A 26,464-nucleotide genomic window follows, 5' to 3' on the forward strand; every position below is an offset into this window, starting at 1 on the left:
AAGACCTCCGATGCGTTCGGGTGGACGTGGTCACTGCGGCTGATACATGACACGGAGGCAGAGGGCGGAAAGTTCATTCGTGGCCAACCTGGGTAGCACGGACGGAAGATCTTCAAACACGCACTCGCCGCTGACCAGTGCTTCGAAGGCCGGATCGGCGAGCAGCTCGAGGGCGAGGCCGAGCCGCTGGGCGTAGTCCCGGTCGGGCCGCGCGACCGTCCCGACCTGGCTGCTGCGGATCGTCAACCGTCGCGAATGGAAGTTCTCGCCGAGCGGCACGCTCACCCGGCGGTCGCCGTACCAGGACAGCTCGACGACCGTCCCTTCCGGCGCGAGAAGCTCCAGCGCCTTCGCGAGCCCCGCTTCGGACGCGCTCGCGTGCACGACCAGGTCGCAGCCGTCTTTCGCGGCTTCCGGCGTCGAGAAGTCGACCCCGAGGGCGTCGGCGATCCCGGCCCGCGAAGGGTCGACGTCGATCAGCTGCACGCGCGTGGCCGGGAAGCCCTGCAGCAGCTTGGCGACACTGCAGCCGACCATGCCGGCGCCGATCACCGCGATCCGGTCGCCGAGCTTCGGCTTCGCGTCCCAGACGGCGTTGACCGCGGTCTCGACGGTCCCGGCGAGGATCGCGCGGCCGGGCGGGACGGCGTCCGGCACCGGCGTCACGGCGCTCGCGGGGACGACGTACGCGGTCTGGTGCGGGTAGAGGCAGAAGACGGTCTTGCCCTTGAGGTCGGCCGGGCCCTGCTCGACGACACCGACGTTGAGGTAGCCGTACTTGACCGGGCCGGGGAACTCGCCCTCCTGGAACGGCGCGCGCATTACGTCGTGCTGGTTCGCCGGGACGCCGCCGCGGAAGACCAGGGTTTCGGTGCCGCGGGAGACGCCGGAGAAGAGCGTGCGGACGAGGACTTCGCCGGGTTCCGGCTCGCGCAGGGTCACCGGGCGGAGGGCGCCTTCGCCGGGGCTTTGAACCCAGAAAGCCTGTTCCACGTGTTCTCCCTTGCAGGCGACCGGAGGCTGGTGTCGCCGCCACCTTATGAGCAGCCGTGCCGATTCGCGGAGTAAAAGATGATCAAGAACGAGGTTCTCCTACGCTCGGTGGCCCCGATGTCGGTGCTCGCCGCCGGGGCCTTCGCGAGCGGTGTCCTCGCCGTGGCGACCGGGCTCGCGTACGGCTTGGCGCTGGTGTTGCTGACGGGCTGGGGCCTGCGGCGCAGCGGCCGTGGCGCGTTCGGCCCGGCGGACTGGATCACGTTCGCCCGCGCGGTCCTGGTGGGCTGCGCGGCCGAGCTGATCGCGGCCGGCGGCCACCAGCTGTGGTGGCTCGTCGGGATCGTCGCGGTCGCGCTGGCGATGGACGGCTTCGACGGCCAGGTCGCCCGCCGCACGGGCACGGCGTCGGAGTTCGGGGCGCGGTTCGACATGGAGGTCGACGCGTTCCTGATCCTGCTGCTGTGCATCCAGGTGTCCCGGACCTTGGGGCTGTGGGTGCTGGCGATCGGCCTGATGCGGTACGCGTTCGTGGCCGCGTCGTGGGCGTTGCCGTGGTTGACGGCGCCGCTGTACCCGAGCATGGCCCGGAAGACGGTGGCCGCGGTGCAGGGTGTCGTGCTCCTGGTCGCGGTGTCCGGTTTGCTTCCCTGGGCTCTCTCGTTCGCGTTGGTCGTGGCGGCGCTGGCGTCGCTGGTGTGGTCGTTCGGCCGGGACACGGTCTGGCTGGCCCGCCACCGCGTGCAGGCGGAGCCGGGCCGGATCGTCGAGATCACCCGCGCGACGCTCCGGCGGCCGCACGGGCCCAGCTGGCGCGGGCACAACCAGGCGGCTTAGCCCGACTCGCGGGCCGCCCGGGCTCGGCGCTTGCCCTCGTGCATCGCCACCACCCGGGCGATCGGGATCGTGTGCCCCTCCGCCACCAGGTCGTCCGGCAGCACGAACGGCTCCGGCATCTCCCCGGTCCACGGGTCACCGCCGCCGAGCAGGTCCGGCACGGTGTGCACCGTGAAGTCCGCGGGCTTGACGCCGTCGAGGTCGGCCCACGCAACCGGGAACGACACCGGCGCGCCCGGGCGGTGGCGGGGGCTGTACACCGACACCACCGTCGCGCCGCCCGCCCGGGTCGAATCCAGGAACACCTTGCCCGCACGGCGGTCCTTGACGAACTCGGTCGTCCCCAGCGACGGGTCGATGCGCTCGGCACGGGCCGCGACGGCCCGAGTGGCGGCCGCGATGTCCTCGGTCGACTGCCCCGGCGCGAGCGGCACGAAGACGTGGACACCCTTGGAGCCGCTCGTCTTCACGGCGCCGTCGAGCCCGTCGTTGCGCAACGCTTCGCGCACCAGCTTCGCGGCGCCGATGGCCAGGGAGAACGCCCCGTCCTCCGGCGGGTCCAGGTCGAGGATCAGGTGCGTCGGGCCGTGGCTCGGGTCGCCGCGGTAGAGGGACGTGTGGAACTCGATCGCCCGCTGGTTGCCGAACCAGATCAGGGTGCGGAGGTCGTTGCACAGCGCGTAGGAGACGTCCCGTTTGGACGTCTCGGCCCACACGCTGACCCGCTCGACCCAGTCCGGGGTGTACTTCGGCAGGTTCTTCTGCATGAACGGCCCCTGACCGCGCAGGACCCGCAGCACGGTCAGCAGCCGGTCCCGCAGTTCGGGGAGCATCCGGTCGGCGACGGCTTCGAGGTAGTCGAGCCACTCCCGCTTGGTCACCCCGGCGCCGGGGAAGACCTCCTGGTCCAGACTGCTCAGCTTGACGCCGTGGCGAACCTCGTCGCTGCTCATCGGCCCACCCTTGCGCCCCCGCGGGACGCGGTCAACTCTCAGAAGGGCAGCTGGCCGCGGAGCCGGTCGAGCCAGCGGCCGACGGTCGCCTCGGGCCGGTTCGGATCGTTGACCTGCCGGGCGGCGTCGGCGCGCTGCCGGACGTGCTCGCCGACCGTCCCCGCGTACTGCGGCAGGACGAAGATGTCCTGCCAGTACCCGGCCCGCATCTCGACGGAGGCGACCTGCTCGTAGCCGGCGGTCGCCCGGGCCGCGTCGAAGCCGTAGCGCTTGCCCACCGGCTGCGGTCCCACGGACGTCACGACGAGCACCGTCGGCCGCCGTCGCATCACCACTTCCGTCGGGTCGGCGCCGTGCGCGATCTCCGGGTCGTTGAGGCCGATGTAGTCGATCGAGGTCCAGCCGCTGTAGTACGGGATCGCCCCGGCATCGGTGACGGCGACGCTGCGCGCCGGCACCGGGACGTCGGCCTCGGCCAGTCCCTTGCCGATCGCGACGTGCGCGCGCTGCAGGTCCGGTCCGTAGTTGGCGATCAGTCCCAGCTCGGGCGAGCTGACGCCGGCGACGGCCGACCAGCCGACGGCCACCAGCCCGAGCACGGCACCGGCAACGCGCTGGGCCAGCGTCCCCACCGCGATCCCGGCGCCCAGGCAGAGGACGGGAAACGCGTGGTCGGCGAAGCGGTCGAGGTAGTCCATGGTCGGGCCGGAGACCGCGTACGTCAGGTACGTGACCGCGACGGTGGCCACCAGGAGCCCGCCCACCGCCCGCGTGGCCTTGCGGAACACCAGCGAAAGCGTCAGCAGCAGGAGCGGGAGGAGCAGCACGGTCGTGTGCTTCGTCCAGATCCAGCCGGAGTCGAGGTTGCCGAACTTGACGTAGAAGGTGTTCGGGAGCAGCTGGCCGTAGAAGCGCCAGCGCCACACGAAGTACGCGGCGCCGACGACGACCGCGGCGAGGGTCCACGCCCAGCGCTTCGAACCGCGTTCGCGCACGAACCACACGAGGAAGACCGGCAGCGCGGCCAGCACGCCTTCCGGGCGCAGCATGCCGAGCAGGAGCAGCAGCGCCGGCGGCTCCCACGTCCGCACCGGCTCGTTCGCGAGCACGCGCAGCCCGAGCACGACGACGCGCAGCAGCACCGCGGCGAACGCGGCCGTTTCGAGCCCGGCGGTGATGTGGAAGTACGTCGGCAGGAACACGACGTACGCGCCGGCGCCGACCAGGACACCGGTGAGCCCGGCGCGGCGGTGGCCTTCGCGGATCAGCAGGTACAGCGTGGCCAGGCCGAGCAGCAGCGACGTCACCTTGGCGAACAGCGGCAGCGCCAGCCCCAGCCAGGCGCCGAGCCCCGACCAGACGACCCAGGCGAAGTTCGTGAAGCCCTCGACGCGCGGCCCGTCGACGTTCCACACCGGGCCGTGCCCGGCCGCGAGGTTCGCCGAGTAGCGGAAGCTGATGAACGCGTCGTCGATGGTGAGGAACCAGGCGGCCCAGGCGCCGACGAGGAAGACGGCCACGAGGACTGCGGACACCACGATCAGCGGTGCGCGCCGGGTGCCCTCTTCGGACGCGACGCCGGTCTCGATCGCCGTCATGGAGTCCCCTCGGGTGGCTGTGCCGAGCCGCCACTCTAACGGGGGAACCTCAGACCAGCGGACGCCCGGTGCGCAGCCGGCGGCGCAGGTCCCAGAGGCAGAGGTTGAAGGGGAACCGCCGGACCGCGGCGGGCAGCACGCGGGTGACCCGGCCGAGCGCGGTGAGGAGAGCGTCGAACCGGCGCTGGTCGGTGTCGGTCCAGGGCAGGCGCATCTCGTCGCGGAAGCGCTGCGGGAGGAAGCCGGTGGTGACGAACCGGTGGAACCGGCGCCCCGGCACGGCGACCACCGGGTGCAGGAACCGCAGGTCGACGAGATCGGTGAGGTAGCGGCGGACGGTGTCGTCGACGCTGACCTCGGCGAGCCCGGCGGCCCAGTAGTCCTCGAAGGCCGCGCGGTCGGGCGGCCACATCCCGGGCTGGACCTGCAGCGTGGTGCCGAGCTTGGCGGCGTCGCGGTAGAAGCTGCCCGGTTCGCCGCCGACGAACGCGAGGTGGACGTCTTCGAAGCCCTTGTAGAGGCAGGCCGCGACCCACAGCTGGAGATCGGTGTCAAAGGCGTTGTAGGCGACGGGGCTGCCGTCCCTCGAGTGCACCTGGGCGTGGGCCTCGTTGACGCCGCGCCGGTACGCGGCCCGCTCGGCGTCGGTCCCCATGCTGGCGACGGCGAGGTAGGTGAGGGTGGTCCGCGTCCGCTTCACCGGGTGCCGGAAGAGGTTGCCGCTGTCGACGCGGCTTTCGACCACGCCATACCCGACGGGCGCGCGGGAGAGCTGCATGATCACGTTCGCCGTACCGGCCAGCAGCCCAGCCCCGACGACAGCGTCCTGGAGCGCGGTTTCGGTCACATCTTCCAGGGAACGACGCTGTTGACGAGATGTCAAGAGCGGTAGTTGCCTCGGGCGAAGGCGATCAGCGCCCGCGCCGCCGGGCTCAGCGGGCCGTCCGTGCGCCACGCCAATGCCAGCACCCCGCGCAACCCCGGCCCCGCGATCGTCACCACCCGCAGCTCCCCCTCGTGGTAGCGGCCCAGCGACTCCGGCACCACCGCCACCCCGAGCCCGCGCATCGCCAGCTGCACCAGGACGTTCGGGTCCGCCGCCTCGAACGCGATCCGCGGTGTCAGCCCCTCTCTCACGAACGCCGCGTCCAGCGCCGTGCGCAGGCCCGTCCCCTTCGGCAGCGCCATCAGCGGCACCCCCGCCAGGTCCGCGATCGCGACCTCGGCACGGTCGGCCAGCAAACCCGAGGTCACCGCCACGAACGGCTCGTCGACCAGCACCTGCGTCGCGATGCCGGACGGGGGATCCGTCGACAACCCGACCACCGCCAGGTCGAGCCGGCCTTCGCGCAGGGCCGTCAGCATCGTGTCCGAGTTGGCCTCGGACAGCGTGATCTCGACCGCCGGGTAGCGCTCGTGGAAGCGCGCCAGCAAGTCCGGCAGCCGGACCGGCCCCGCCGACGTCACCGCGCCGATCGCGACCTGGCCGCGGACCAGCCCGGCCAGCTCGTCGACGGCTTCGCGCACCCCCTTCACCGCCGCGAGCGCCGCCCGTGCGTGGGGCAGTGCCGCGGCGCCGACGTCGGTGAGCCGGACCGTGCGGCCCGAACGGTCCAGCAGCTCCTGCCCCAGCTCGCGCTCCAGCCGCCGGACCTGCGCGCTCACCCCGGGCTGGGCGACGTGCAGCCGTTCCGCCGCGCGCGTGAAGTTGCCTTCCTCGGCGACCGCGACGAAGTACGCGAGCTGGTGCAGTTCCATAAGCAATGATTCTAGCGACCAGACAAACCAGATCTTGGACTTCTGATCATCGCGGCCCGAAGCTGGAGACATGCAGACATTCCGACCCGGCGAAGACGGTTACGCCGAAGAGATCGCCGGCTTCCAGACGTCCGTGGCCACGCAACCCGCGGTGGTCTTCGCCCCCGAGAACGCGGACGACGTCGTCGCCGCCGTGAAGTACGCCGCCGAGCACGAGTTGCCGGTCGCCGTCCAGGCCACCGGACACGGCTTGACCGCCGGTACTGACGGCCTCCTGATCAGCACCCGCCGGTTGACCGGGATCGAGATCGACGCGGGCGCCAGAACCGCGCGAGTCGAAGCCGGGGTCCGCTGGGGCGCGGTGATCGAGGCCGCCGCTCAGCACGGACTCGCCCCGCTGAGCGGCTCATCGCCCGACGTCGGCGTCGTCGGCTACACGCTCAGCGGCGGCTTCGGCCTGATGGCGCGGCGGTTCGGCCGCGCGGCCGACCACGTGCGCGCGATCGACGTCGTCACCGCCGACGGCGACCTCCGCACCGTGACGCCCGGGGACGACCTGTTCTGGGCCCTGCTCGGCGGCCGCGCCGGCTTCGGCGTCGTGACGGCGCTGGAGTTCGGCCTCGTCGAGGTGACCGAGCTGTACGGCGGCGGGCTGTACTTCGACGCGGCGGACCTGCCCGCGGTGCTGCGCGCGTGGCGGACGTGGGCGGTGGCCGCGCCCGACGAGCTGACGACGTCGATTGCCGTGGTCGGGCTGCCCGACCTGCCGTTCCTGCCGGAGCCGATCCGCGGGAAGCACGTCGCGAACGTCCGGATCGCCTACCTCGGCGACGACGGCGACCAGCTCGTCCAGCCGCTGCGGGCCGCCGCGCCGGTGCTGCTGGACACCCTGAAGCGGTTGCCGTACACGGATTCCGGGTCGATCGCGAGCGATCCGCCGCACCCGCACCCGTACCACGGGACGAACGCGACGGTGGAGGTCTTGAACGACGCGATGCTGGCGTCGATCGTCGAGCACGCGGACTCGGAGACGGTGCTGATCATCGACCGTCTCGGCGGCGAACTGGCCCGCCGTCCGGCCGAGGGCGTCGACTGGGACTCGAAGGCGGAGTTCGTGGTGCGGGCGCTGTCGGTCGTCGAGGACGACGTCGAGACGATCCGCCGGGCGCACGCGAAGCTGTTCGACGCGCTGGCGCCGTGGTCCACGGGCCGGCTGCTGCCGTTCCTCTACGGCGAACACTCGGCCGGGGAACTGGCGACGGCCTTCCCCGCCGGGGACCGCGCCCGGCTGAAGCAGCTCAAGGCGAAGTACGACCCGGCGGGGCGGTTCGGCTGACCGTCAGCGCTCGAGGACGACGATCGGGATGACCCGCGTCGTCTTCGTCTCGTAGTCGGCGAAGCCCTCGGCGTGCGCGACCATGCCGGCGTAGAGGCGGTCACGCTCGGCGCGGTCTTCGATCACGGTGGCCGTGGCCTCGAACTTCTCGCTGCCGACCTCGACGGTGACCTTCGGGTTGGCGACGAGGTTGTGGAACCAGGCCGGGTTCTTCGGCGCGCCGCCCATGGACGCGGCGATGACGAGGCGGTCGCCGTCACGGGTGTAGACCAGCGGCGACAGGCGCTCCTGCCCGCTCTTCGCGCCGACCGTGGTGAGCAGGAGCACGTTCTTGCCCTCGAACATGCCCGTCACCACGCCGTCGTTGGCCCGGAACTCCTCGACGACCTGGTTGTTGAATGCGTTCATGTCGGCTGGCGCTGTCATGGGATCCCCTGTTTCTGGCCGGTACGCTCGTTCGTGTCCCGAGGTAGGCTCGAGACATCGAGAAGCGTTTGCTTTGCAAACAAAGTTACCGAGGGGAGGCAGGCGGTGTCAACGGAGCCCGGGTTGAGCCTCGACGACGGCGTGCGCCGGCTCCTGCTGCTGATGCCGCGCCTGGTCGGCCGCGCGAAGCGGACGCCGGTCCCCGAGGAGCTGAACGGCTGCGCGCTCGCGCCGCGGCACCTGTCGTTGCTGTCGATCCTGCTGTTCGACGGCCCGATGACGGTCACCGAGCTGGCCGGCCGTCTGGAGGTCGCCCCGACGACGGCGAGCCTGATGGTCGGCGACCTCAGCCGTCAGGGCGTGCTGAACCGCGACGAGGACCCGGCGGACCGCCGCCGGACGATCGTGAGCATCACGCCGGAGCGGCGCCCGGCGGTCGACGCGTGGCTGGCGCGCGGCGCCCAGGCGTGGAGCAACGCGCTGGCGCCGTTGACGCCGGCCGAGCGCCGGCTGGTGATCTCGACGCTGGAAGCCTACGAACACGGGACCTGCGAGGGTCCCGCCTGCTAGCTCAGTCCTCGGTCCGCTTGTCCCTGGCCAGTTTCCGCTGAGCCTCCGCGCGCTCGCGGCACTTGCGGAGGAATTCCTCGTCGTCGTCCGGACGGCCGGCCGCGAACCGGCCGGGGCGGTCGTACTCCGGGTACGCCGGGGCGTTGCGCTCGTACGGGCCGCGCGCCCGCACCACCTGCTGCGGCCGGCCCGCGACCAGCCAGATGATCGACCCGACCAGCGGCAGCACCAGCACGACGAGCAGCCACAGCCCCTTCGGCAGGTTGCGGCAGGACGACTCGTCCGTCGTGATCACGTCGACCAGGCAGAAGATCCACAAGCCGAGCGTGACGATGCCCAGCAGACCGTCGAAATACAGCATGCGCGCGCGCCTTCCCCCAAGAAGATGAACGCGGTAAGTAGTAGCAGAACCCGCCGCCGGGTCAGCCGCGGGTCGCCCGCATCGCCGTGAGCACGCCGATCGCCAGCGCGATCGCGTGCGCCGGCCCCGGGCACTCGCGCCGGCCCGCGCCGAACGGCGTCCCGGCCAGCGGCACCAGGACGTCCTCGCCGCCCACCCGGCGCCGGGTGTGGGCCACCGGCGGGTCCGCGCGCAGCACTTCCGCCACCGCCTCCTCCAGCGGCTTTCCCGCCCGCACCAACGGAACCGCGGTGCCGATCAGCTTGGCGGTGGCTTCGCAGGCCTGGACCAGCAGGCCGATCCGCGCGGCGACAAGTTCGTCCGTGGTGCCCCCGCACGCCGTGACCAGCCGCCCCAAGGCCGCTTCGGCTTCCGCGGACGACGTCACGTGCGGGTGGTAGGCGGCCGCGACCGCCACGACGTCCGACGCCACCACCGGCAGGCCCAGCTCCCCCGCCAGCACCTCGACGACGATCAGGCGAGCGTCGCCGCCGGTCGTTTCGGATGCCTTGCGCCGCAGCACTTCCGGCTCGACCGAAGCCAACGCGGACACGGCCAGCGAGCGACGGCGAGCGTGGTCGGGACCATTGCTGAACCGGCCGACCGAAGCCCGCAACCAGGCGACGCTCCCGGGAACGACATCAGTGGGCACCGGCGGAACCGGAGCGGAAAGCGAAGTCATGCGGCGACGGTAGCCACGGGAAACGTCGGCAGCGGCCGAAGCTTCTAGAGCAGCGAGGCAGGGAACCACGTCGCCTGCGGACCACCGCAGCGCGTGGTCCGCGGGACGGCGTGCTGGAACCACCACGCCTCGGTCTCGCGCCCGTCCGGCAGCCGGTACGTCGGCGGGCCGGCGACACGGGCGAGTCCCGCGGCCAGCAGCGAACGCGCGCTCGCGACGTTGCCGACCTCGGCGCCGGCCCGCACCCGCGGGAGGCCGAGGTGCTCGTGCGCCAGGGTCAGCCCGGCGGCGAACAGCACCCGGCCGTTGCCGCGGCCACGGTAGTCCGGCGCGAGGTAGCCGCCGGTCTCCGGGCCGCCGTCTTCGCCGGTGTGCACGCTCACCAGGCCGACGCACCGGTTGGCCTCGACGTCGATCATCACCAGGTCGATCGACTGCGGGTCGGGCGACTCCCAATCCGGGCCGGTGCCGGGCACGACGCGCAGCGCGTCCGCCCGCGCGCCCCGGGCGACGATCGAGTCGCGCTGCCAGCCGAGCCAGCGCTGGGCGGCCGGGTCGCTGCCGCAGGCGACCGCGGCGGCGTACTCCCACGCGGTCGGCGTCCGGAACAGGAACCGCCCGTCGCGCAGCACGTGGCCCTGCCGGTCGCAGGTCCGTTTGGTCATCAGACGGCCGCGGCGGGTGAGCCGGTCGAAGATCCCCTTGGTGGCTGGCAGCATCGCGGCGAAATCGTAGCGGAGCGATCGACAGGGGACGCGATATTGTGGCCCGATGACGGCCGTACCCGAGGCAACCGAACTGGACGGCTCCGGCCGTGCGGCCCAGCCTCGCCAGCTCATCGTGACGGTGTACGGCCTCTATTCGCGCACCGAGGGCGGGTGGCTTTCGGTCGCCTCGCTGATCGACCTGCTGGCCGCCGTCGGCGTCGACGAGCCCGCGGTGCGCTCGTCGATCTCGCGCCTGAAGCGGCGCGGGATCCTGGAAGCGGTGCGCCGCGGCGCGACGGCCGGTTACGAGCTGTCCGCCGACGCGCGCGAGATCCTGCGCGAGGGCGACGAGCGGATCTTCCGCCGCGGGCGCGCGACCGCGGCCGACGGCTGGCTGCTCGCGGTGTTTTCGGTGCCGGAGACCGAGCGGCACAAGCGCCACCTCCTGCGCACCCAGCTCGCCCGGATGGGCTTCGGCACGGCCGCGTCCGGCGTCTGGATCGCCCCGGCGCACCTGCACGCCGCGACCGCCGAGGCGCTGACCCGGCTCGGCCTGGCCGGGTACGCCGACCTGTTCCGCGCCGACCACCTGGACTTCGGCGACGTCCGGGCGAAGGTCCGCGACTGGTGGGACCTCGACCGGCTCGACGAGCTGTACACGACGTTCCTCGACGAGCACGGCCCCGCGCTGCGCCGCGAGTCCGTGACCGACGAGCAGGCGTTCGCCGACTACGTCCGGGTCCTGACCGGCTGGCGGCGGATGCCGTACCTCGACCCCGGCCTGCCGGCGGAGTTCCTGCCTCCCGGCTGGTCGGGAATCCGCGCGGCCGAGCTGTTCTTCGAGCTGCACGCGAAGCTGGAGGGCCCGGCCCGGGCGTACGTCGCGAAGTCGATCAGCTTCGGCTGACGAATCAGCCGGGATACGCTGGTCGGCTCCAGGACTCGTGGAGGCGTCGATGCCGCTCGTCAACGGACAGCCGGAACTCCAGAACTTGCAGGCCTTTCGCGAAGTCGTCCATCAGGTCGCGAGTTTCACCCAACCCTGGATGCCCCCGTTCACCGACGGGCCGACCGTGGTCCGGTTCCACCTCGGCCTCGAAGTGATCGGCGAGGTGACGAACTCCGGCCACGGCTGGCATTTCCGAGAGGTCACCAACGACGGGCCCTCCCCCCATTGGCACCTTCTAGCCGACCATGAGTGTTCCCCGCTGCAAGCGGCGATGGGGGTAGTGCAGCAGCTGATCGTCCGCCTTTGCGCAGTGGTTCAGAACGTCGAGTTGCCGCTCAAAGACCGCTCCTACGCCGCCGGCCTCCTGCAGTCGATCATGACCCGCTTGGAAGAGAGCTTCGGCTGACGACCGCGAACCCCTGCACCTCGACCAAGGCCTCCTCGTCCCAGAGCCGGGAGACGCCGATGCCGGCCATCGCCGGGTACTCCGTGCCCGCGAGGCGCTTCCAGACCGCGCCGATCTCGCGCGCGTGGGCTCGGTAGTCCGCCATGTCGACGATGTAGATCGTCACGCTGCACAGGTCCGACGGGGAACCGCCCGCCGCGCGCAGGGACGTCAGCAGGTTGCCGAGCGCGCGCTCGAACTGCGCGACCACGCCGTCGCCGACGATCTTGTTCGACGCGTCCAGCGCCGTCTGCCCGGCCAGGAAGACGACGCGGCCTTCGGCCACCACCGCGTGCGAGAACCCGGACGGCTTGCCCAGCTCCGGCGGGTTGATGCGTTCCATGCGGGACACCGTACGCCATCTATCGCGTTATTGACGGTCGTAGAGGTGACGACATACCCTGGTCGGCGTGCGTATCGCGGTCATCGGTGGCGGCCCGGCGGGTCTGTACTTCGCCGCGCTGGCGAAACAGCTCGGTCCCGGACACGAAATCACCGTCTGGGAGCGCAACGCCCCGGACGACACCTTCGGCTTCGGCGTCGTGTTCTCCGACGAGACGCTCGGCGGCATCGAGCACGCCGACCCGGCCGTGCACGAAGCGATGCGCGCCGAGTTCGCGCGCTGGGACGACATCGACGTCCACTACCGCGGCACGGTCACCACCTCGGGCGGCCACGGCTTCGCCGCGATGAGCCGCAAGCGCTTGCTCGGCATCCTGCAGAGCCGCTGCGCCGAACTCGGCGTCGGCCTCCACTTCCGCGAGGAGGCCCCAGCGGACCTCTCGGGTTATGACCTGGTCGTCGCCGCCGACGGCGTCAACTCCGCGGTCCGCGCCGCCCACGCCGAAACCTTCCGGCCGAGCGTCGAGACGCGCCGGTGCCGCTACATCTGGCTGGGCACGGACCTGGTGTTCGACGCCTTCAAGTTCTACGTCCTCGAGACACCGGCCGGGATCATGCAGATCCACGGCTACCCGTACGGGCGCGACGGCAGTACGTTCATCCTCGAGGTGCAGGAAGACGTCTGGCAGCGGACGTTCGGGCCGATCGCGGCGACGTCCCTCAAACCGGGCGAGAGCGACGAGAAGTCCATCGCGCTGATCCGCGAGCTGTGCGCCGACGTCCTCGGCGACCACAAGATCATGGCGAACAACTCGAAGTGGGTCACGTTCGGCACCGTGCGCTGCGAGACCTGGGTGCACGGCAACGTCGTCCTCCTCGGCGACGCCGCGCACACCGCGCACTTCTCGATCGGCTCCGGCACGAAGCTGGCGATGGAGGACGCGCTCGCGCTGGCCGCCTGCCTGCACGAAAACGACGGTGTCGCCGAGGCGCTCAAGGCGTACGAGCTGGAACGGCGTCCGGTCGTCCAGTCGACGCAGCGCGCCGCGCAGGCGAGCCTGGAGTGGTTCGAGAACATCGCGCAGTACGCGCACCAGGAGCCGCCGCAGTTCGCGTTCAACATCCTCACGCGCAGCCGCCGGGTCACCTACGACAACCTCCGGCTGCGCGACCCCGAGTTCGCGACCGAGCTGGACCACTGGTTCGCGACGTCGCTCGGCACGACGTCGCGGCCGCCGATGTTCCAGCCGTTCAAGCTCGGTTCGCTGGAGTTGCCGAACCGGATCGTCGTGTCGCCGATGGACATGTATTCCGCTGTGGACGGTGTGCCGGGCGACTTCCACCTGGTGCACCTGGGAAGCAAGGCCCTCGGCGGCGCCGGGCTGGTGATGACCGAGATGGTCTGCGTCTCCCCCGAAGGCCGGATCACGCCCGGCTGCGGCGGGCTGTACACGGCGGAGCAGGAAGCGGGCTGGAAGCGCGTCGTCGACTTCGTGCATTCGCAGTCCCCCGCCCGCATCGGTGTCCAATTGGGACACTCGGGGCGCAAGGGGTCGACGAAGCTCATGTGGGACGGCATCGACGAGCCACTGCCCGCGGGCAACTGGGAGGTCTGCGCCCCTTCGGCTTTGCCGTACTCCTCGCAGAACCAGGTCCCGCGCGCACTGTCCACTTCGGAGATGGCGGCGATCCGCGACGAGTTTGTCGCCTGCGCCGAGGCGGCCGCCCGCGCCGGGTTCGACGTCCTCGAACTGCACTGCGCGCACGGCTACCTGCTGTCGTCGTTCCTCTCGCCGCTGACCAACCGGCGTGACGACGAGTACGGCGGCCCGCTCGAGAACCGGCTGCGGTTCCCGCTCGAAGTCTTCGACGCGGTGCGCGCGGCTTGGCCCGCCGAGCGGCCGATGACCGTCCGGATCTCGGCGACCGACTGGGCCGACGGCGGCATCGGTGCCGACGACGCGGTCGAGATCGCCCGCGCCTTCGCTTCCCACGGAGCGAACGGCATCGACGTCTCGACCGGCCAGGTCGTCAGCGACGAGAAGCCGCAGTACGGCCGCAGCTACCAGACGCCGTACGCGGACCGGATCCGCAACGAGATCGGCGAGGAGTACGGCATCGCGGTGATCGCGGTCGGTGCGATTTCGTCGTACGACGACGTCAACTCGCTCGTCCTGGCCGGACGCGCGGACCTCTGCGCACTGGGCCGCACGCACCTCTATGATCCACAGTGGACATTGCACGCGGCGGCCGAGCAGGGCTACCCGATGCCGTGGCCGAAGCCGTTCGCCGCCGGTAGCCGGAAGCCGCAGTCGGGCCGCACCGACGGCCCGGAGCCGCGGCTCGACCTCGTCCGGTCGGGTCCGACCGGCACGTCCCATGCCCGCTGGCGACCGGGAGCCCCGTCATGACCTTCACCCTCGACCCGTCCCAGCAGGCGTTCGCCGCGGAGGTGCGGCGGCTGGGTTCGGAGCAGCTGCGTCCGCTCGCCGAGTCCGGTGTGGAGGGTGCGGTGAACCGCCCGCTCCTCAAGGAGATGGGCGCGCTCGGCCTGCTCGCGCGGCTCTTCCCCGGTGTCGCTTCCGGTAAGCCGTCCCGCCAAGCGGCCGCCACCGACCTGTGCATCCTGCGGGAGAACCTGGCCACGGTGAACACCGAGGCCGAAACGGCGCTGGCGTTGCAGGGACTGGGAAGTTACCCGATCCTCCAGTCCGGACAGGACGATCAGGTCGCGAAGTGGCTGCCCGCCGTGGCGGCCGGGGACGCGGTGGCGGCGTTCGCGCTGACCGAGCCGGACGCCGGTTCGGACGCGGCCGCGCTGTCACTGGCGGCCGAGCCCGACGGCGACGGTTGGCGCCTGACGGGCGAGAAGATGTGGATCTCGAACGCTCCGGAAGCCGACTTCTACACGGTGTTCGCCCGTACGACGGAAGGCGCCGGCGCCCGGGGGGTCAGCGCGTTCGTCGTCCCCGCCGACCGGCCGGGACTGGGCGGCGAGCACCTGGACCTGGTCAGCCCGCACCCGATCGGCACGCTCACGTTCGACGGCGTCGAGGTCCGGCGCGAGGAGCTGCTCGGCGAGGAGAACCGCGGCTTCGCGGTGGCGATGCGGACGCTGGACCTGTTCCGCCCCAGCGTCGGCGCGTTCGCGGTCGGGATGGCCCAGGCGGCACTGGAGGCCACTGTGGACTACACCGGTGCGCGGGAAGCCTTCGGTGGGCCACTGATCAAGCAGCAGGCGGTGGCGCACGCGCTCGCGGAGATGGCGACGCGTACGGAAGCGGCTCGGCTCCTGGTCTACGCGGCCGCGGGCGCGTACGACGCGGGCGAGCAGAACCTCGGCGGCCGCGCGGCGATGGCGAAGCTGTTCGCGACGGAGGCGGCCCAGTTCGTCGTCGACTCGGCGGTCCAGCTGCACGGCGCCCGCGCCTTGCGACGCGGGCACCTGCTCGAACACCTCTACCGCGAAGTCCGGGCCCCGCGCATCTACGAAGGGGCGTCGGAGATCCAGCGGACGATCATCGCACGCTGGCTGGCTTCTTCGCGGGCCGCCGCTCCAGGATCAGCTGGCTGACGATCAGCGCGAACGCCAGCCCGCCCCAGGACGACAGGGCGCCGACGCTCTGGCTGTAGGCCAGCTCGCTGCCGCCGAAAGTCGTGGGGATCTGCGGCTCCAGCACGATCATCGCGATCGGTGAGATCACGCGGTTGACGATGATCGAGAAGGTCAGCGTCACGCTGCGGATCATCCACTTGCGATGGTCGCCGAAGCGGCGCTCGCGGACCGCGCGCCAGCCGGCGATCGTGCAGCCGATCCACAGCACCGAGGCGAGCACGTCGCTGACGCGCGTCACCGGGCCGAACGGGCTCTGCGACCCGATCGTCAGGGCCATCAGCCCGGACGGCAGCACCCCCGCGAACACGTACGCGCGGCCGGCGTAGCGGTGGACCACCGGGTGTGTCCGGCGCAGCCACGGCCAGATCTGCAGCACCGCGCCGATCATCGCGATCGAGCCGAAGACGACGTGCCCGACGAGGAACCAGTAGTGCGCCGGGAACCCTTCGGGCGCCGGGACCCGCGACTGCGCGGGGTCGAGCGCCAGGTACGGCGGCAATGAGAAGGAGAGGAAGGCGAGCACGACGAGCGCCAGCGGGCCGATCCACGGCCGTCGCCACCAGGCCTTCGCCGTCGTCACCGGGCGCGGGATGGGCCTGGCCTCGGTCCGGACCGCCATGGTTCCCCCTGTCAGTCGATGCGGGATCTTGCCCGTCCGACGTTAGGGGTGCCCAGGGGTTGACGACCATGGTGCGCACCACCGACGCGGGGGTGGGGCGTACCCCACCCCCGACCGGGTGACGCCTCAGCTGCCGCGGACCCGGCGAACCGTGTCGCGGTAGAAGTAGCCGCTCTGCTTGATCGTGCGCTCCTGGGTCTCGTAGTCCACGCGGATCAGGCCGAAGCGCTTCGCGTAGCCGTACGCCCACTCGAAGTTGTCCAAAAGGGACCATGCGAAGTACCCGCGCACGTCCGCGCCGGCATTGCGGGCCGCCGCCACGGCCGCGATGTGCGACGCCAGGTACGCCGTGCGTTGCTCGTCGCGGACGAAGCCGGACGAGTCCGGGTCGTCGTCGAACGCCGAACCGTTCTCCGTAATGTACATCGGGAGGCCCGGGTAGTCGCGGCCCAGCCGGGTCAGCAGCTCGGTGAACTTGTCCGGCAGGATCTCCCAGCCCATCGCCGTCGTCGGCTCGCCGAACGGGACCGTGCGGGACGCCGGGACGCCGTCGTCGTCCACCGCCTTGCCGGACTCGTCCACGCCCGAGAACTGCTGGCCGAAGTAGTAGTTCACGCCGAGGAAGTCCAGCGGGGTCGAGATCACGGACAGGTCGCCGTCCTGGATCGGCAGCTTCACCCCGCGGTCGGCCAGGTCCTCGACGACATCCGCCGGGTACTCACCCTTGACCAGCGGGTCCAGGTAGATCCGGACGCCGAGGCCGTCGGCCTGCCGCGCCGCGCGGACGTCCTCCGGCGAGTCCGTCGCGGGGTCGGCCGTGCACATGTTGAGCGTGATGCCGAACTCCGTGTCCGGCGGCGCGGCCTCGCGCATCCGCTGCGTCGCGAGGCCGTGGCCCAGCAGCAGGTGGTGCACGGCGTGCAGCCCGGCGGTGTAGTCACGCCGCCCGGGCGCCATCACGCCGTGGACGTACCCGTGCATCGCCGAGCACCACGGCTCGTTCAGCGTCGTCCAGTGCCGGACGCGATCGGACAGCCGGCCGAACACCAGCATCGCGTAGTCCGCGAACCGGTACGCCGTGTCGCGGGCCGGCCAGCCGCCCGCGTCCTCGAGCTCCTGCGGCAGGTCCCAGTGGTACAGCGTCAGCCATGGCGTGACGCCGCGCTCTAGGGTCTCGTCGACCAGCCGCTCGTAGAACCCGATGCCCGCCTCGTTGACGCCACCGCGGCCGCGCGGCTGGACCCGGGGCCACGCCACGGAAAACCGGTAGGTGTCCGCGCCCAGCTCGCCGACCAGCCCAATGTCCGCCGGCATCCGGTGGTAGTGGTCGCACGCGATGTCACCGTTGTCATTGTTGTCGATCGCCCACGGGACCTGGCAGAAAGTGTCCCAGATGGACGGTGTGCGCCCGTCTTCCGCGACCGCGCCTTCGATCTGGTACGCGGCGGTGGCCACGCCCCAGCGGAAGTCCGGCGGCAGCGTGTCGATCAGCGCCTGCTGTTCGGCGGTCGCGGCTGTGGTCTCGGTCAAGGCGGGTCTCCTCCAGGTGTACCGGACAGGACGGACGGCGTTCAGTGGGCGGCGACGGGGTGCAGGAAGCACGCCACTTCGCGGGTCGGGTCGCCACCGGGCAGGCCGAGCTCGGGCACCTTCGAGTCGCACGGCTCGAAGGCCTTGGGGCACCGCGGGTGGAACGCGCAGCCGGCCGGCATGCCGCGCGTGTCCGGCGGTGACCCCGGGATCCCGGCCAGCTCGCGGCGCGGACCGCGCAGGGCCGGGAACGAGTTCAGCAGGCCGAAGCTGTACGGGTGCAGCGCGTCCCGGTAGAGCTCGGCCGCCGGCGCCTGCTCGACGATCCGGCCGCCGTACATGATCGCGATCCGGTCCGAGAACTCCACCAGCAGCGAAAGGTCGTGCGTGATGAACAGGACCGAGAAGCCCAGCCGTTCCCGCAGTTCCACGAGCTGGCCGAGGATCTGGCGCTGCATGACGACGTCGAGCGCGGTGGTCGGCTCGTCCATGATGACGACGCGTGGTTCGAGCGCCAGCGCCATCGCGATCATCACGCGCTGGCGCATGCCGCCCGACAGCTGGTGCGGGAACGCCTCCAGCCGGTCGGCCGAGATGCCGACCAGCTTGAGCAGGTCACGGGCCCGCGCCACCCGGCTCGCGCGAGTCGACTTCGGCTCGTGCGCCTTGATGACGTCGACCAGCTGCGTGACGACCTTGTGCACCGGGTTCAGCGAGTTCATCGCGCCCTGGAACACGATGGACGTCTCCGCCCACCGGAAGTCCCGCAGCTGCTTGTCGGACAGTCGAAGAACGTCGTAGGGCTCGCCGTCCGCCGGGTGGTAGATCACCTCACCGCCGCGGATCACGCCCGGCGGTGCGAGCAGCCGCGTCAGCCCGTAGGCCAAAGTGGACTTCCCGCTGCCGCTTTCCCCCGCCAGGCCGAGGACTTCGCCGCGGTGCAGCGTCAGGTGCACGTCCCGGACCGCGCGCACGGCCTCGTCGCCGACGCCGTAGTCGACGTCCAGGCCCTTGATCTCCAGGACCGGGTCCATCATGGCTGTTCCTCCCGCCCGAGCACGGGCGTGAAGCCCACGCGCATGCGATGCGTGCGTCCGTCGGCACCCTTGACGCGGGCCTTGCCGCTGCCGCGCAGCCGCGGGCTGACGAACTCGTCGATGCCGAAGTTGAGCAGGGACAACGCGGTGCCGAGGATCGCGATCGCCAGCCCGGCCGGCACGAACCACCACCACGCGCCCTGCGCGAGGGCCTGCTGGCTCTGCGCCCAGAACAGGATCGTGCCCCAGTTCCAGTTGGACAGTCCCGAGACGCCGACGAACGCGAGCGTGATCTCCGACATCACCGCGAAGATCACCGTGCCGACGAAGCTGGACGCGATCACCGCGGTCAGGTTCGGCAGGATCTCGAAGAAGATGATCCGCCACGTCGACTCGCCGGTCGCCCGGGCCGCTTCGACGTATTCCCGGCCCCGCAAGGAAAGAGTCTGCGCTCTGAGGACTCGCGCGCCCCACGCCCACGACGTGAAGCCGATGATGACCGCCACCAGGTAGTCACCGCCGGTGGGCACCGCGCTGCCGATGATGATGATCAGCGGCAGCGCCGGGATCACCAGGAACACATTGGACAGTGCGGACAGTCCTTCACCGGGCGTCCCGCCCAGGTAGCCGGATGTCACGCCGACGATCACGGCGAGGATCGTCGCGACGATCCCGGCGGTCAGCCCGACGAGCATGACGCTGCGCGTGCCGACCACCACCTGGCTGAAGATGTCCTGCCCGAGGTGGGTGGTGCCGAACCAGTGCTTGCCCGACGGCCCCTCCAGCAGGTCGTTGCTGCGCGCCGACGGGTCGTACGGCGCGATCCACTCGCCGATGACCGCGATCACGACGAAGAACACGAGCACGCTCAGGCCGGTGACCGCCTTGCCGCCGGTGAGGAACCGGAACCGGCGCCGCTTGGCACGCCCGGCGATCGCGTCGACGGGGAGGGCTTGGGCGGCTTTGACGTCCGCCGCGGGTACGGCCATGTCAGCCCTCCTTCCGGGTGCGGGGGTCGAGCGCGAGGTACGCGACGTCGGCGAACAGGTTCGCGACCAGCACGGACAGCGTGATGATCAGGAAGATGCCCTGCATCAGCGGGTAGTCCTGCGAGCCGACGGCCTGGAACAGCTGGTAGCCGACGCCGGGGTAGGAGAAGACGATCTCCACCAGCAGCGTGCCGCCGACGATGAACCCGAGCGCCAGCGCGAAGCCGGACACGCTCGGCAGCAGCGCGTTGCGGGCGGCGTACCCGACCATCACCCGGCGCTCGGGCAGGCCCTTGGCGTGCGCGACGGTGACGTAGTCCTCCGACGCGACGGTGACCATCATGTTGCGCATGCCCAGGATCCAGCTGCCCATCGAGCTGATCAGGATGGTCAGCGCGGGCAGCAGGCTGTGCTGGATCGCGCTGCCGATGAACGTGCCGTCCCAGCCCGGGATGGTGCCCGGGTCGTAGCCGCCGGACGACGGGAAGAAGCTGCCCGGGCCGGCCAGCAGCGCGAGCGCGATCAGGCCGAGCCAGAAGTACGGGATCGACGAGAGGAACGTCGTCACCGGCAGCAGGCCGTCGACCCACGAGCCGCGCTTCCAGCCGGCGACCACGCCGAGCCCGGTGCCGAGCGCGAAGCCGACGATCGTGGTGATGCCGACCAGGATGATCGTCCACGGCAGGCTGTCGCCGATCAGCTCCGACACCGGCGACGGGAAGAACGTGAACGAGATCCCGAGGTCACCGCGGAAGAGCTGGCCCCAGTAGTCGAAGTACTGGGAGATCAGGCTTTCGTTCTTGTCCAGACCGAAGAGGGTGTACAGCGACTGCATCGCTTCCGCGCTGATCATGCCCTGGTTCTTCGCGATCAGCGACTGCACCGGGTCACCCGGGATCATCCGCGGGATGAAGAAGTTGATGGTGACGGCGGCCCACGCGGTGAAGACGTAGAAGGCCAGCCGTTGCAGCAGGAACCTCATCGGGCGGCTCCGTCGTACAGCCAGCACGCGGCCCAGTGGCCGGGCGCGTCGTCGACCTCGAACCGCGGCGGCAGGTCGGTCTTGCACCGCTCCATCGCCACCGGGCAGCGCGGGTGGAACCGGCAGCCGGACGGCGGGTCGATCAGGCTCGGCGGCTCGCCGGCCCCGCGTTCGGCGGGTACCTCGCCGGGGTCGAGCTCGGCCGCGCCGCCGACCAGCCGGTCGGGATCGGGCGCGGAGTCGATGAGCAGGCGCGTGTACGGGTGCGCCGGGCTCTGCGTGATGGTCTCGCTGTCGCCGCCTTCGACCATCCGGCCCGCGTACATCACCATCGTCTCGTCGGCGAAGTAACGCGCCGACGCGATGTCGTGCGTGATGTACAGGATGGCCAGGTGCAGGCGCTCCTTGAGGTCCCGCAACAGGTTCAGCACACCGAGCCGGATGGAGACGTCCAACATGGACACCGGCTCGTCGGCCAGCAGCGCCTCCGGGTCGGCGCCCAGCGCCCGCGCGATGGCGACGCGCTGGCGCTGCCCGCCGGACAGCTCGTGCGGGAACTTGTCGATGTACCGCTCCGGCGGCGTCATCTGGACGCGGGCGAGCAGGTCGTGCAGCGACTTCTCGAGGTCGTCACCCGCCCGGCCGTGGATCTTCAGCGCCCGCGTCAGGTGGTACCGCACGGTGTGCACGGGGTTCAGCGACGCGAACGGGTCCTGGAAGATCATCTGGACCCGCCGGGCGTAGGCGCGGAACGCCCGGCCGTGCTTGACGTTCACGGTCTCGCCGTGCAGCCGGATCTCCCCGTCGGTGCGCGGGTAGAGCCCCGCGAGCAGCCGCGCGACCGTCGACTTGCCCGAGCCGGACTCGCCGACGAGGGCAGTGACCCGGCCCCGCCGCAGCGTGAGGGTCACGTCGTCGACGGCCTGGACGGCACGCCGCGGCCCGGTGAGGGCCGCGCGGCCTTTGCGGCGGACGGGGAAGTGCTTGGTGAGTCCCGCCGCCTCCAGGACGACGGGGAGGTCCCCCTCCGACCCGACGGCGACGGGGTCGGAGGGGGACTGCTCGGTCGTTGCCACGGACTCCGCCATCGATCAGGCCGCGGGCTTCAGGTGCAGGACGATGTCGAGCGCGTTGCGCAGGGTGGGCTGCGCCGGGCCGTACGGGTTGGCCTCGTCCGGCCAGCCGACCCAGTTCTTCGTGCTGTACTCGCCACCGGAGTTGGCCGCCGAGGTCGGGACCATCGGCTGCTGGTCGATCATGATCTTCTGCAGCGTCGCCATGGCGGCGGTGCGGGCGGCGTCGTCCTCGGCGTTGGCGTAGGTCTCGAGCGCCTTGGTCGCCTCGTCGTTCTTGAAGCGGCCGTAGTTGCCGTTGATGCCACCCTGGCCGGTCGGCTTGTAGCGGTTGCCGTCCATCACGTCGCGGTACATGTCGTACGGCGTCGCACCGTCGTTGGTCCAGTGCATCAGGCCCTCGAAGTCACCGGTGTCGACCGACTTGATCCACGCGTCCTGGTTCATCTTCTCGACCGTCGCGGTGATGCCGATCTGCGACAGGTTGTCCTTGATGATCTCCAGGTCGGTGATGTAGTCCGACCAGCCCGACGGGACGGTGAGCTTGAGGGTGACCGGCTTGCCGCTCGGGTCCGCCAGCTTGTCGCCGTTGAACTTGTAGCCCGCGCCCGTCAGCAGCGACTTGGCGCCCGGGACGTCGACCTGGACCGTCTGGCCCTTGTACTGCGGCGCGATGAACGGGTCGCCCGCCGGCGTCGGAATGCCGGTGACCTGGTCGTTCTTCGGGTAGAAGTAGCCGGCCTCGCCCTGGTTGAAGATGTCGTCGCGGTTGATCACCTTGCTGACCGCCTGACGCAGCTTCGCGTCGTTCCACGGCGCCTTCTCCGTGTTGAACCACAGGCCGTGGACGGCCAGCTGCGCGGGGAACCACAGCTTGTAGTGCTGCGGGTCCTTGTTCGTGTAGACGGCCTTGTAGTTCGGGATGAAGACGAAGCTCCACTCCGACGCCCCGCTGACCAGCGCCGCGACCTGCGCGTTGTTGTCGGTGTAGGAGGTGTAGCGGATCTCCTTGACCTTCGGCGCTTCCTGCCAGTAGCCGCTGTCGCGCCGGGTGACGATCATCGTCTGCGGCGTGGCCGACTTGAGCGTGTACGGCCCGGTGCCGATCGGGTTCTTCACGGTGTCGAGCGCCGGGTCCTTGACGGACTGCCAGGCGTGCTTCGGCACGACGAGCGTCTGCAGGATCTTGACCTGGTTGACGAACTGGGAGCTGTCGAAGCCCAGCGTCACCTGGTTGCCGGCCGGGGTGATGTCCTTGTACGGGACCGCGTCGACGTTCAGCGCCTTGTTGTCGCGCAGCAGCTGGAACGTGTAGGCAACGTCCTCGGCGGTCATCGGCTGGCCGTCGGAGAACTTGACGCCGTCACGGACGGTCAGGACCAGCTTCTTGTAGTTGTCCGACCAGTCCCACTTCGTCGCCAGCCACGGCTTGCCGGGCTCCTGCGGCTTGACGCGGTTGAGCATGACCAGGGGCTCGTAGATCATCCACCGGTAGCCCATGTTGGACAGGGCGGACGTCTCGAGGAACGGGTTGTTGTTCTCCGACTGCGGGCCGTCGGGCTTGCCCACGTTGAGCACCTGGTCCGGGTTGCTCTGCGCGGCGTTCGAGCTGCCGCCCGAACACGCGGTCAGGCCTCCGAGGGCCATCACGGCCACCAGCGCTGCGACGATGGAGCGCTTGACTCGCATCGTTCCTCCTAGTCATCGACGACGTGCGTAGGTGTCGACTGGTAGCGAGCCCCGACCGCCGGCGACCGAACGACGTCCAGAAGTCAACCCGGGTGACTCGGGTCACGTCAATAACACGGCGGTAACGTTTTGTACCTAAGTTTAAGTAATAAAAGAACTGGCGGTCTGGACCTGTCGGCCGCATTACTCCTTGCGCCGCAAGGGAATCAGCCGGTCCGTCCCCCGTTCGCGAGCAGCTGCGCGATGGGCAGGGTGGCCGCGCCGAGCGCGACCGCCTCCGGCCCGAGCCGGCCGAGGACGACCTCGGTGTGCCCGGCGAGGTAGTCGAGCGCGTGCCGGCTCACCGCGTCGCGCACGGCGGGCAGGATCGCCGGTCCCATGATCGCCCCCGCCGAGCCGGAAAGCACCACCCGATCCGGGCTGAGCAGGTTGACCAGGTTCGCGATGCCGATCCCCAGGTACTCGGCGGTCTCGGCGAGCACGTCGGCGGCGGCGCCCGCGGTCCGCGACTCGGCCACGATGCGCACCAGTTCGTCGTCGCTTTCGTCCCCGATGACCGGTTCTTTGCCCACCCGGTCGGCGTAGTGGCGGACGACCGCCTCGGTGCCGACGTAGGCCTCCAGGCAGCCGTGCGAGCCGCACCGGCAGGCCGCCCCGGCCGCCTTGACGACGGTGTGGCCCCACTCGCTGGTCGTGATGTCCGGGTGCGAGCGCCCGGCCGTCGCGACGGCGGCCCCGACCCCGACGCCGAGGAGGGCGACGATGGCGCGTTCGGCACCCCGGCCGGCACCGCGCCAGGCCTCGGCCTGCCCGAGCGTGCGGGCGCGGTTGTCGAGGTGGAGGGGCGCTTCGATGTGGGGGTGGATCAGGTCGGCGAAGGCCACGCCACGCCAGCCGAGGGTCGGCGCGTGCACGATCCCGCCGTCCCGGACCGCGCCGGGCACGCCGATGCCGACGCCGAACACCGCGTCCGGTTCGCCGCCTTCGAGCACTTCCGCGATGCCGGTTCGCACCAATCCGGCCACTTCGTCCGGATCCAGCCGGGTGCCGACGAGCGGGTGACGCACGGTGCCGAGCGTCCCGAGCGCCCAGTCGAACAGGCCGACCTCGACGTGCGTTTCGCCGACGTCGACGCCCACGACGTGCCCGAAGTCCGGCCGCACGGCCAGCAGCGTCCGCGGCCGCCCACCGTCGGATTCGACCGAGCCGGCCTCCGCGACGACGCCGTCGGCGATCAACTCGGAGACGACGTTGGTAACGGTGGCGGCCGAAAGTCCCGATTCAGCTACTAGCTCCAGTCTGCTGACGGGGCCGCGGAGGTAGAGGGAGGACAGGAGCGCCGCGCGGTTGTGCCGTCGGAGGTCTCTCGTTGTCTGGCGTACCACCTGGGTCACCTGGGGGATTGTGCCAGAGAGTGTCCGTGGCACTATCGGTTCGGGACTTAGTTCATCACTTAATACATAGCCACAACTTACGGCGATCAGGCATTCTGGCAGGGAGCCGGTAAGAGTTCAGATGGGTTGCCCATGGCGAGCAAGCGCACCACCGTCCGTGACCTGCGGAGGCACAACCGTTCCCTGCTGCTGTCGAAACTCTACTTCGACGGCCCGCTGTCGCGACACGAACTCAGCCAGCTCACCGGATTGAGCGCGGCCACGGTCAGCAACGTGACCGCCGAACTGGGCGAAGAACGGCTCATCACGGAGGCGGGACAGGTCGAGTCGGACGGCGGACGGCCCCGCGTGCTGCTGCGCGTCGACCCGGCGTACGGGCACGTCGCGGGGGTCGACATCGGCGAGACCGGCGTCAAGGTCGAGCTGTTCGACCTGGCGATGAACCGCCTCGCGACGGTGGAGCACCCCCTGCCGAAGGCACCGGACCCGGCGACGGCGGTCGACCAGGTGACGTCCGGCCTGCGCGAGGTGTTCGCGAGCGCGGGCATCGACGACTCGGCGGTGCTGGGCGTCGGCATCGGCGTGCCGGGCATGGTCGAGCAGGGATCGCGGGTGCTGGTGCACGCGCCGACGGTCGGCTGGGAAGCGGTGCCGCTGGTATCGCTGCTGCGCGAGGCCGGCGTCGGGCTGCCCTTGTTCGTCGACAACGGAGCGAAGACGCAGGGCCAGGCGGAGATGTGGTTCGGCGCCGGCCGCGGAGCGCGTCACGCGGTGATAGCACTGATCGGCTCGGGCGTGGGCGCGGCGGTGGTGACGGACGGGACGACGTACCGCGGATCGACGAGCAGCGCGGGCGAGTGGGGCCACACAACGATCGCGTACGGCGGAAACGACTGCCGCTGCGGCGCGCGAGGCTGCCTGGAGGCGTACATCGGCGCGGCCGGGGTGCTGTCCCGCTACCGCAAGGTGCGCGGCAAGGAGGTCCCGGGCGAGGACGAGCAGGCCCAATTCGCGGCCCTGCTGGAGGCGGCCCCGAAGTCGAAGACGGCATCCCGCGTCCTAGACGAGACGGCAGGCTACCTGGGGGCCGGGATAGCAAACTTGATCAACTTGTTCAACCCGGAGCGCATAGTGATCGGCGGCTGGGCCGGCCTGGCCCTGGGAGAGCTGCTGCTGCCAAGAATCCGCGAGGCGGCAGGCGAGCACGCGCTACAGCACCCGTTCAGCCAGACATCGATCCAGCTGGGCTCCCTAGGCCTGGACGCGGTGGCAACAGGAGCAGCAACCCTGCCAGTGGCAGACCTCCTGGACCAGGGAGCAACATCAAGAACGGCAAAGCCAGGAGCACCGGACTCCGACGCAGCCTAAGCAGGCAAGCGAGCAAGCGGACACGAGAACCGGCACCGAAGAGAACCCAGACTCCCCCGCACCCCGATCCGAAGCCAGAACACGGCCGGCGGCGCCGGGTCAAGGCATCTTTCCCGCCTTGACGCGGTGTCGCCGGCCGTAGTCACAATGAGGGCTTCGGGGTGCCCGGGA

At 70.7% G+C, this 26,464-nt stretch carries 26 protein-coding genes; 8 read left to right on the forward strand and 18 right to left on the reverse strand.

Annotated features, from left to right (window positions below):
• Positions 1–30: 30 nt before the first annotated feature.
• Positions 31–993: a zinc-binding alcohol dehydrogenase gene (locus ABZ342_RS38990; protein WP_360484163.1), complete on the reverse strand. Its 963-nt coding sequence runs from the start codon at positions 991–993 to the stop codon at positions 31–33.
• Positions 994–1,071: 78 nt separating this feature from the next.
• Between ABZ342_RS38990 and ABZ342_RS38995 the strand changes: the two genes are divergently transcribed.
• Positions 1,072–1,830, forward strand: a complete 759-nt coding sequence (locus ABZ342_RS38995; RefSeq protein ID WP_360484166.1) for a CDP-alcohol phosphatidyltransferase family protein — start codon at positions 1,072–1,074, stop codon at positions 1,828–1,830.
• On the opposite strand, the gene ligD is transcribed toward ABZ342_RS38995, so the two are convergent.
• Genes ligD through ABZ342_RS39015 form a run of 4 tightly spaced genes read right to left on the reverse strand, consistent with a single transcriptional unit; the run spans position 1,827 to position 6,139 of the window.
• Entirely contained in the window at positions 1,827–2,783 is a 957-nt protein-coding gene (ligD, locus tag ABZ342_RS39000; RefSeq protein WP_360484169.1) for a non-homologous end-joining DNA ligase, read from the reverse strand. The genes ABZ342_RS38995 and ligD overlap by 4 nt on opposite strands.
• A 38-nt stretch (positions 2,784–2,821) precedes the next feature.
• The gene (locus ABZ342_RS39005) at positions 2,822–4,381 is read right to left on the reverse strand and encodes a hypothetical protein (RefSeq protein ID WP_360484172.1); all 1,560 of its coding nucleotides are present in this window, start codon (positions 4,379–4,381) and stop codon (positions 2,822–2,824) included.
• Positions 4,382–4,430: 49 nt separating this feature from the next.
• Positions 4,431–5,228: an oxygenase MpaB family protein gene (locus tag ABZ342_RS39010; protein WP_360484175.1), complete on the reverse strand. Its 798-nt coding sequence runs from the start codon at positions 5,226–5,228 to the stop codon at positions 4,431–4,433.
• 32 nt (positions 5,229–5,260) lie between these two features.
• On the reverse strand, positions 5,261–6,139 hold the full coding sequence (locus tag ABZ342_RS39015; RefSeq protein ID WP_360484178.1) for a LysR family transcriptional regulator: 879 nt from the start codon (positions 6,137–6,139) through the stop codon (positions 5,261–5,263).
• A 70-nt stretch (positions 6,140–6,209) separates the two neighbouring features.
• On the opposite strand from ABZ342_RS39015, the gene ABZ342_RS39020 reads away from it, so the two are divergent.
• Positions 6,210–7,475 (forward strand): FAD-binding oxidoreductase, encoded by a 1,266-nt coding sequence (locus tag ABZ342_RS39020; RefSeq protein ID WP_360484181.1) that lies wholly within the window; start codon positions 6,210–6,212, stop codon positions 7,473–7,475.
• A 3-nt stretch (positions 7,476–7,478) separates the two neighbouring features.
• Here the strand turns inward: ABZ342_RS39020 and ABZ342_RS39025 are convergent, their stop codons facing one another.
• Positions 7,479–7,901 carry a nitroreductase family deazaflavin-dependent oxidoreductase gene (locus ABZ342_RS39025; RefSeq protein WP_155540799.1) on the reverse strand — a complete coding sequence of 141 codons (423 nt, stop codon included), beginning with the start codon at positions 7,899–7,901 and terminating at the stop codon, positions 7,479–7,481.
• Between the two features lie 105 nt (positions 7,902–8,006).
• On the opposite strand from ABZ342_RS39025, the gene ABZ342_RS39030 reads away from it, so the two are divergent.
• On the forward strand, positions 8,007–8,471 hold the full coding sequence (locus ABZ342_RS39030) for a MarR family winged helix-turn-helix transcriptional regulator (protein WP_360484184.1): 465 nt from the start codon (positions 8,007–8,009) through the stop codon (positions 8,469–8,471).
• 1 nt (position 8,472) lies between these two features.
• Here the strand turns inward: ABZ342_RS39030 and ABZ342_RS39035 are convergent, their stop codons facing one another.
• From ABZ342_RS39035 to ABZ342_RS39045, 3 genes are all read right to left on the reverse strand, one after another.
• Positions 8,473–8,832 carry a PLDc N-terminal domain-containing protein gene (locus ABZ342_RS39035; protein WP_155540797.1) on the reverse strand — a complete coding sequence of 120 codons (360 nt, stop codon included), beginning with the start codon at positions 8,830–8,832 and terminating at the stop codon, positions 8,473–8,475.
• A gap of 61 nt (positions 8,833–8,893) precedes the next feature.
• Positions 8,894–9,553, reverse strand: a complete 660-nt coding sequence (locus ABZ342_RS39040) for a hypothetical protein (RefSeq protein ID WP_360484187.1) — start codon at positions 9,551–9,553, stop codon at positions 8,894–8,896.
• A gap of 44 nt (positions 9,554–9,597) precedes the next feature.
• Positions 9,598–10,272, reverse strand: coding sequence for a GNAT family N-acetyltransferase (locus ABZ342_RS39045; RefSeq protein ID WP_360484190.1), 675 nt, complete (start codon positions 10,270–10,272; stop codon positions 9,598–9,600).
• A gap of 52 nt (positions 10,273–10,324) precedes the next feature.
• On the opposite strand from ABZ342_RS39045, the gene ABZ342_RS39050 reads away from it, so the two are divergent.
• Both ABZ342_RS39050 and ABZ342_RS39055 read left to right on the forward strand, forming a co-directional pair.
• Positions 10,325–11,167 (forward strand): PaaX family transcriptional regulator C-terminal domain-containing protein, encoded by an 843-nt coding sequence (locus ABZ342_RS39050; RefSeq protein ID WP_360484193.1) that lies wholly within the window; start codon positions 10,325–10,327, stop codon positions 11,165–11,167.
• 49 nt (positions 11,168–11,216) lie between these two features.
• Positions 11,217–11,615, forward strand: coding sequence for a hypothetical protein (locus ABZ342_RS39055; RefSeq protein WP_360484196.1), 399 nt, complete (start codon positions 11,217–11,219; stop codon positions 11,613–11,615).
• Here the strand turns inward: ABZ342_RS39055 and ABZ342_RS39060 are convergent.
• On the reverse strand, positions 11,584–11,997 hold the full coding sequence (locus tag ABZ342_RS39060) for a RidA family protein (protein ID WP_360484199.1): 414 nt from the start codon (positions 11,995–11,997) through the stop codon (positions 11,584–11,586). The genes ABZ342_RS39055 and ABZ342_RS39060 overlap by 32 nt on opposite strands.
• A 67-nt stretch (positions 11,998–12,064) precedes the next feature.
• On the opposite strand from ABZ342_RS39060, the gene ABZ342_RS39065 reads away from it, so the two are divergent.
• On the forward strand, positions 12,065–14,407 hold the full coding sequence (locus ABZ342_RS39065; protein ID WP_360484202.1) for a bifunctional salicylyl-CoA 5-hydroxylase/oxidoreductase: 2,343 nt from the start codon (positions 12,065–12,067) through the stop codon (positions 14,405–14,407).
• Positions 14,404–15,570, forward strand: a complete 1,167-nt coding sequence (locus tag ABZ342_RS39070) for an acyl-CoA dehydrogenase family protein (RefSeq protein WP_360484205.1) — start codon at positions 14,404–14,406, stop codon at positions 15,568–15,570. Before ABZ342_RS39065 ends, ABZ342_RS39070 begins: the two co-directional genes overlap by 4 nt.
• On the opposite strand, the gene ABZ342_RS39075 is transcribed toward ABZ342_RS39070, so the two are convergent.
• The 8 genes from ABZ342_RS39075 to ABZ342_RS39110 all read right to left on the reverse strand — a co-directional run bounded on the left by ABZ342_RS39075 (position 15,515) and on the right by ABZ342_RS39110 (position 24,925).
• The gene (locus ABZ342_RS39075; RefSeq protein WP_360484208.1) at positions 15,515–16,231 is read right to left on the reverse strand and encodes a DUF2306 domain-containing protein; all 717 of its coding nucleotides are present in this window, start codon (positions 16,229–16,231) and stop codon (positions 15,515–15,517) included. The two genes, ABZ342_RS39070 and ABZ342_RS39075, sit on opposite strands and share 56 nt — an antisense overlap.
• A gap of 126 nt (positions 16,232–16,357) precedes the next feature.
• The gene (locus tag ABZ342_RS39080) at positions 16,358–17,761 is read right to left on the reverse strand and encodes a GH1 family beta-glucosidase (protein ID WP_360484211.1); all 1,404 of its coding nucleotides are present in this window, start codon (positions 17,759–17,761) and stop codon (positions 16,358–16,360) included.
• A gap of 41 nt (positions 17,762–17,802) precedes the next feature.
• Positions 17,803–18,798: an ABC transporter ATP-binding protein gene (locus tag ABZ342_RS39085; protein ID WP_196425143.1), complete on the reverse strand. Its 996-nt coding sequence runs from the start codon at positions 18,796–18,798 to the stop codon at positions 17,803–17,805.
• Positions 18,795–19,787, reverse strand: a complete 993-nt coding sequence (locus ABZ342_RS39090) for an ABC transporter permease (protein ID WP_360484216.1) — start codon at positions 19,785–19,787, stop codon at positions 18,795–18,797. The genes ABZ342_RS39085 and ABZ342_RS39090 overlap by 4 nt, the downstream gene beginning before the upstream one ends.
• Before the next feature lies 1 nt (position 19,788).
• Entirely contained in the window at positions 19,789–20,769 is a 981-nt protein-coding gene (locus ABZ342_RS39095; RefSeq protein ID WP_360484219.1) for an ABC transporter permease, read from the reverse strand.
• Positions 20,766–21,845: an ABC transporter ATP-binding protein gene (locus tag ABZ342_RS39100; protein WP_360484222.1), complete on the reverse strand. Its 1,080-nt coding sequence runs from the start codon at positions 21,843–21,845 to the stop codon at positions 20,766–20,768. Before ABZ342_RS39100 ends, ABZ342_RS39095 begins: the two co-directional genes overlap by 4 nt.
• A gap of 15 nt (positions 21,846–21,860) precedes the next feature.
• Positions 21,861–23,531 (reverse strand): ABC transporter substrate-binding protein, encoded by a 1,671-nt coding sequence (locus ABZ342_RS39105; protein WP_360484225.1) that lies wholly within the window; start codon positions 23,529–23,531, stop codon positions 21,861–21,863.
• Positions 23,532–23,737: 206 nt separating this feature from the next.
• Positions 23,738–24,925, reverse strand: a complete 1,188-nt coding sequence (locus tag ABZ342_RS39110; RefSeq protein WP_360484228.1) for an ROK family transcriptional regulator — start codon at positions 24,923–24,925, stop codon at positions 23,738–23,740.
• A gap of 132 nt (positions 24,926–25,057) precedes the next feature.
• Here ABZ342_RS39110 and ABZ342_RS39115 point away from each other — a divergent pair, with 132 nt between their 5' ends.
• Positions 25,058–26,293 (forward strand): ROK family transcriptional regulator, encoded by a 1,236-nt coding sequence (locus tag ABZ342_RS39115; protein WP_360484231.1) that lies wholly within the window; start codon positions 25,058–25,060, stop codon positions 26,291–26,293.
• The last annotated feature ends 171 nt before the right edge of the window (positions 26,294–26,464 follow it).

Origin of the sequence: Amycolatopsis sp. NPDC005961, assembly GCF_040629235.1 — a bacterium.
Lineage (GTDB): Bacteria > Actinomycetota > Actinomycetes > Mycobacteriales > Pseudonocardiaceae > Amycolatopsis > Amycolatopsis camponoti.